General features: G+C 39.0%; 8 protein-coding genes and 1 tRNA gene. 6 read left to right on the top strand and 3 right to left on the bottom strand.

Annotated elements, in window-relative coordinates:
• The first annotated feature begins 4 nt into the window (after window positions 1–4).
• Window positions 5–80 (top strand) — tRNA-Gly (locus PAT01_RS19685).
• Between the two features lie 409 nt (window positions 81–489).
• Here the strand turns inward: PAT01_RS19685 and PAT01_RS19680 are convergent.
• The 3 genes from PAT01_RS19680 to PAT01_RS19670 all read right to left on the bottom strand — a co-directional run bounded on the left by PAT01_RS19680 (window position 490) and on the right by PAT01_RS19670 (window position 1,889).
• Window positions 490–918, bottom strand: coding sequence for a secondary thiamine-phosphate synthase enzyme YjbQ (locus tag PAT01_RS19680; protein ID WP_054983902.1), 429 nt, complete (start codon window positions 916–918; stop codon window positions 490–492).
• Window positions 915–1,382, bottom strand: a complete 468-nt coding sequence (locus tag PAT01_RS19675) for a chemotaxis protein CheX (protein ID WP_029773279.1) — start codon at window positions 1,380–1,382, stop codon at window positions 915–917. The genes PAT01_RS19680 and PAT01_RS19675 overlap by 4 nt, the downstream gene beginning before the upstream one ends.
• 72 nt (window positions 1,383–1,454) lie before the next feature.
• Window positions 1,455–1,889, bottom strand: a complete 435-nt coding sequence (locus tag PAT01_RS19670; RefSeq protein ID WP_029773280.1) for a transcriptional repressor — start codon at window positions 1,887–1,889, stop codon at window positions 1,455–1,457.
• A 94-nt stretch (window positions 1,890–1,983) separates the two neighbouring features.
• Here PAT01_RS19670 and PAT01_RS19665 point away from each other — a divergent pair, with 94 nt between their 5' ends.
• From PAT01_RS19665 to PAT01_RS19645, 5 genes are all read left to right on the top strand, one after another.
• Window positions 1,984–2,604, top strand: coding sequence for a MarC family protein (locus PAT01_RS19665; protein ID WP_004589061.1), 621 nt, complete (start codon window positions 1,984–1,986; stop codon window positions 2,602–2,604).
• 648 nt (window positions 2,605–3,252) lie between these two features.
• Window positions 3,253–3,600 (top strand): hypothetical protein, encoded by a 348-nt coding sequence (locus tag PAT01_RS19660; protein WP_138577941.1) that lies wholly within the window; start codon window positions 3,253–3,255, stop codon window positions 3,598–3,600.
• Window positions 3,597–3,926: a hypothetical protein gene (locus PAT01_RS19655; RefSeq protein ID WP_138577943.1), complete on the top strand. Its 330-nt coding sequence runs from the start codon at window positions 3,597–3,599 to the stop codon at window positions 3,924–3,926. Before PAT01_RS19660 ends, PAT01_RS19655 begins: the two co-directional genes overlap by 4 nt.
• A 96-nt stretch (window positions 3,927–4,022) precedes the next feature.
• The gene (locus PAT01_RS19650) at window positions 4,023–4,541 is read left to right on the top strand and encodes an HD domain-containing protein (RefSeq protein WP_138577945.1); all 519 of its coding nucleotides are present in this window, start codon (window positions 4,023–4,025) and stop codon (window positions 4,539–4,541) included.
• Between the two features lie 498 nt (window positions 4,542–5,039).
• Window positions 5,040–5,326: AAA family ATPase (locus tag PAT01_RS19645; protein ID WP_154946041.1), on the top strand; the 287-nt coding region annotated here is incomplete at its 3' end.

Genomic DNA, 5,326 nt, shown 5'->3' with positions numbered 1-5,326 from the left:
TAAAGCGGCACTAGCTCAGTTGGTAGAGCGCGACCTTGCCAAGGTCGAGGTCACGAGTTCGAGCCTCGTGTGCCGCTCCAATCTCTCTAAATACCCCACTAAAATAAACATCTCTTTAAAACAATATCTTGATCTGATTTATAGCTACGAAAATTATTTATAAATAATGGTTATATTGCACTGAGCTCTTAATCTAGCAGTACAAAAATAATTAAAGATGGTAATGAGCAATAATACTTAATTATTTCGGGGCTAAACGTGCCGCTAACTGCGTTAAAATATCCTCATTTAGAACGACTAAATAACAAATTTTTTGCCTAGCTAAAAATAACTTACTTGCTTTAAGTCAGTTGCTATAAAGCCATTTTCAAAGGCCTAATTAGTTAAATATTATACGCACGAGTGGCCCCATGCCGCCGCGCGATATAAAGGGTTTTAAATAATGCGAAGTCACGAGGGTAAAAGCAAGGGAGGGGAGGTCAATACAAGTTAAAAGGTTTCGCCTTGCAAGGTCGCTATAATACGTCTTGCACCGCCAGCGTCGCGATGCTCGCCTAAGTAAATACCTTGCCATGTACCTAGCGCTAAGCGCCCATTGCTTATAGGAATACTTAATTCACACCCTAACGTACTGGTTTTTATATGGGCTGGCATATCATCATCACCTTCGTAATCGTGACGATAGTAAGGTTGGCGCTCGGGAACAAAATGGTTAAAGTGGCTTTCCATATCCATGCGCACTGTTGGATCGGCGTTTTCGTTTATGGTTAAACTTGCCGATGTGTGCTGAATAAACAAATGTAATAGGCCAACTTTATAATTGGCCAGCTCGCTCAGCTGCGCGAGTATTTCATCATCAATTAAATGAAATCCTCGAGCACGCGGTTTTAAGGTTATTTGAGTTTGTTGCCAGCTCATAACTTATCAAAGCTAACTTCTATATTTGCATCGCCTGCATCACAGCTAAATGGCATAATTATTTTTTTGCCCTTACTTTTATGTGTGATGGTGTGGCCTTTACCTGCAACTACAATTGGCGTAGCCATATCAAAGTCATAGCCTTTTTCGCCGAGTAAGTTTTTAGCTCCACCGGTAACCATATTAGTAATTTCCCCAACCATATCAGTTACTTCATCGTCTATGTTGTCAGGGCGCTCACCAAGCATGCGTTCCATGATAGTCAGAGCTAAGTTTTCATCAAAGGTAATTGAAAATGAGCCACGAGTTTGCGCGCCCACCATGCCAATTAAACCAGATACATCGCCACAGGCGACTTCGTCTGTTTTTATACGCGGCTTACCTGGTTTTAACTCGGTTTGTGCCATTGTAGATAACACATTGATCAAAGAAGATAAAAATGGATTAATGAACTCAACATTCATGTTAGGTACTCTTAAAATTGGTGCTAAAGTGGCTATCTAAATATGAGTATAGCTTTAAAACAAACTTTGGGTTTAGCTTCTACAAGACTCACACTTACCGTGTGCTTCAATAGTTTGCCCTGATACAACAAAGCCGCTTTCTGCTGCTAAGTTGTTTAGCTCGTGAGAAATAACCGTAGAGTGCAGCTCTTTTACAAAACCACAACTGTCACAGATTAATAGCTGCACAGGATGAATATGATCAAAGTGATGGCAAAGCATAAATGCATTGGTGCTTTCTATTTTGTGAATAAAGCCCAGCTCTGATAAAAAGTCTAGCGCACGGTAAATTGTTGCAGGTTTTGCGCCTGTTTCTGTTACTTTTAATTGCTCAAGTAAATCGTACGCCCCAACGCCGCCTTGGGCGCTAGCTAATAGGCGAAATACTTTTTCGCGGATAGGCGTAAAACGCGCACCACGGTTGTCACAAACTTGTTTTGCTTTACTTACGAGTGATTCTATATTCATCATTCTCTTATCCTTACGCTACCGTGATATACTAACATACTGTGTTGTACTTGCAGCGTTTTTATTAAACACTTTTTATCTAGGAACCCCATTAATGCATGAACTGGTAGCTATATTTATTTTCTTTTTTGCGGTGATAGACCCTATAGGTACAGTGCCTGTATTTATTGCTGTGACACGTGGGGAAGATGAAAAGTTTAAACGAAAAGTTGTTTTTAAAGCCGTGGGTGTATCCGCTGTGGTTTTACTCTTTTTTGTTATTGCCGGTGAGCAGCTATTAAATGCAATAGAAATACCGCTGTCGGCGTTTCAAATAGCCGGGGGCATAGTCCTGCTTATTTTTGCGCTTTCAATGATTTTTGGTGAAAGTAAGCCCGAGTCTGAGATTAAAAGTGTGCGCGACAGCACAGAAACCGCTATTTTTCCGCTAGCCATTCCCTCTATAGCAAGCCCAGGCGCCATGCTTGGCGCAGTACTGATGACCCGTAACGAAGAATACACGTGGGTTGAGCAAGTTACTACATCGTCGATGATGTTGGTTGTATTAGTTGTTGTGCTTGTGCTGTTGTTACTCGCAAATCATGTGCATAAATTAATAGGCGACAGTGGCGCAAGTATTATAAGTAGAATCATGGGGTTAATTTTAAGCTCTGTGGCAGTTACAAATATACTCAACGGTATCGCGCATTATTTTGGTTTACAAATATACAGCTAATATTGATGCTAATTAGGCTTTTGTGTAAAATATAGCGCCTTTTTATGGGCGCATTTACTTATAATCCCCGAGGCTTTTACATTGCAAAAACGCACATTAGATAATCCAACGTTAAACAGACGTTTTTCTGTTGCACCCATGCTCGATTGGATGTGTTGTCATTAATAATCAATAGGTTAAGTTGTTCTTGGGGGACTATAGGGAGACCGAAATATAAAAACTGACCTGTAGTTTTTTCCATTAGTTTTTTTCGTGTGTCTTGCCTCATCGTTTTTACTGTAGTACTTTAAAATCTCACAATTCGAAATCGATACTTAGATAAAGATTACACTCAATTAACATTGGGTGGAGCGTCTAAGTTCGTGCCGCTTCACCTCTAGGAGCAGGCATGACCAGTAAAACGTTGTACAACACTTCCCCACAGCAGTACCAATCAAAAGCTATAGATAAACTTAGAAGTCAGTGCTACCCCCAGCTCGTGTCCAATGCTATGGATACCCTCAGTAATGGGCTAGAACCTCACAGTTATAGGATTTATAAACTTTTAGAAGAGGGGTGTGCGGAGTTAAAGCCTTATGAGCTCTACCACCTTTATCAAATTCTTACCGTTCCTGAACTGAATTATCCTGCTGAGAGGATATAAATACAATGCGAAAACAATGCCGTAGGAATAAACGCCGATTGTCTCAGCTATTAAAAGAGGCTCATGCTAATGGCGAGCGTATAGAGGCATGGATTGGTTTAATGAAAGCTCGTTCTCAAACAAAGGCATGGAATCGGCTCGCTAATCGATACGACGTGCATTTAGATTGGTCTAATACAGCTTTTGATACTGAATCTAAGTGGTTATTTGTACAGGAAGTTATTTACGCATCATCGACCACTAAAGGAAGGTTTAGAGTGTATATGAGCATAAATGAGTTCCCAATCGAGCAGAAAAATAGGTTTTCCAATTTACCGTGGGATCAAGATAGCTCCCCCATGGAGGTGTTATGAACGACATAAGTAAACTTAGCTTTATCAAGACATCGGCTAGGATTCCCATCAGTGACTTAAAGCTTAAAAAACGAAAAGATGGAGGCTTTAGAGAGCACCCTTCCATGTTTTTTAAGCGACGTTGCCTTAGTAACTTTACCTACAACAGCATGCAAGAGCTAGCTGCTCTATTAAATATTAAGGTGGAGGTATTAGAACTATTTATGGAAGCTAATTTGACCGTTGACCTAGTGTTTGCTGAGCAGCTAAGCAGAGCGACTAAAGTTGGTACTGCTACTTGGTTGGAACTTCAGCGTCAATATGATGAGTACATAAAGCATCTCTGATATAGATGGCTATAAGCGGATCACTGCATTCCAAGTTTGAGGCTTACTTTTATATCCCCAGCAGCAGTGTAATTAAATTTTAAAAAAGGTACTAATATGAGCTCTCATAAGCTTTTAATTAAATCACTAGAGCTGGCTTCAAAAAATCATGCGCAGCAAAAGCGAAAGTCAGATGGATCACCTTACATTAATCACTTGATAGAAGTGACTGCCTTACTCACTGATATCGCTGAAATTGATGATGCAGATGAGCTAAGTGCTGCAATACTCCATGACATTTTAGAGGATACTGATGTAACTAGAGAGGAGCTCTATAAAACCTGTGGTAATCGTGTTCTGGAGTTAGTAGAGGCACTTTCTGACGATAAATCGCTATCATTAGAGGAGCGAAGAGAAAAGGTGCTTAAAGTGCTTCCAAAGAAGCATTCCTCCGTAAAACGTATCAAGTTAGCAGACTTGTGCTCTAATGCTTCTGCAATACCATCAGCTTGGACATTAAAACGGCAAACAGAATACTTTCAATGGTTAGATCAAGTTGCTGAAATTTGCAAAGAATCTAGCCTTGCGTTGCATAATGAGTATCTAAGAAGAAGAGCTGAGTATGTCGTTAAATAGGGCTCTCTAGTTAATCACGACATTTGTAGTTTTATGAAGGCTTGCCAGATAAGTCTTCGACTTTACTTAATCTGGCAAGTCCAAACCTTGGCATCAAAGTTCATCTTTAAACTATTTTTCTTAAATTCATTGTTCGTTATTGGCACTTTTCCTAATTGCGATCAAGAGGGAGAAGCTGTTGTTGGGGTTGGCTAAAATATAGTTGTTAACTGATTGGTCAAACGGTGTTATTTGCACATATATTTCAGCAAACGAGCAACTAGCACATATTGTTTCATTTAACTTTATTTAAAAAATTTAAAAAATTTAAAAAATTTAAAAAACTTAATGATAGTAATGCCTTAGGTTATTTGTTAAAACTATATGAAGCAGATAAATGAATGTTAAATAGGCAGAAATGTTCGCGATGACCGAACTATTAAATGGTTATAAGTCTTCTAGGTTCAAATGCTGGATTGGACTAAAAATCAGCCTCTCTAAAAATTGACAAGGATAATAATGATAATTGGAGCATTTTTAAGATATTACAAAACTTATCAAGGGATTAATTACATACCTATTACTGATGAAGATAAATTTTGTGGATTGGTCGGTGACAATGGGATAGGAAAAAGCTCAGTTTTGGAGTCGCTTGACACTTTTTTTAATTCTAAGTCTTGGAACTTTAATACTATTACAAAAAAGAGCGGTAAGTCATCAACAAAACCTCAGATAGTCCCTGTATTTCTACTAGAGCGGCGTTATTTTGATGGTGACGATCTGGAAAAAGCAGAGTTATTAAATTC

The sequence above is a fragment of the Pseudoalteromonas atlantica genome, from assembly GCA_007988745.1.
Taxonomy (GTDB): domain Bacteria; phylum Pseudomonadota; class Gammaproteobacteria; order Enterobacterales; family Alteromonadaceae; genus Pseudoalteromonas; species Pseudoalteromonas atlantica.
This window is presented reverse-complemented; position numbering and strand designations above follow the sequence as displayed.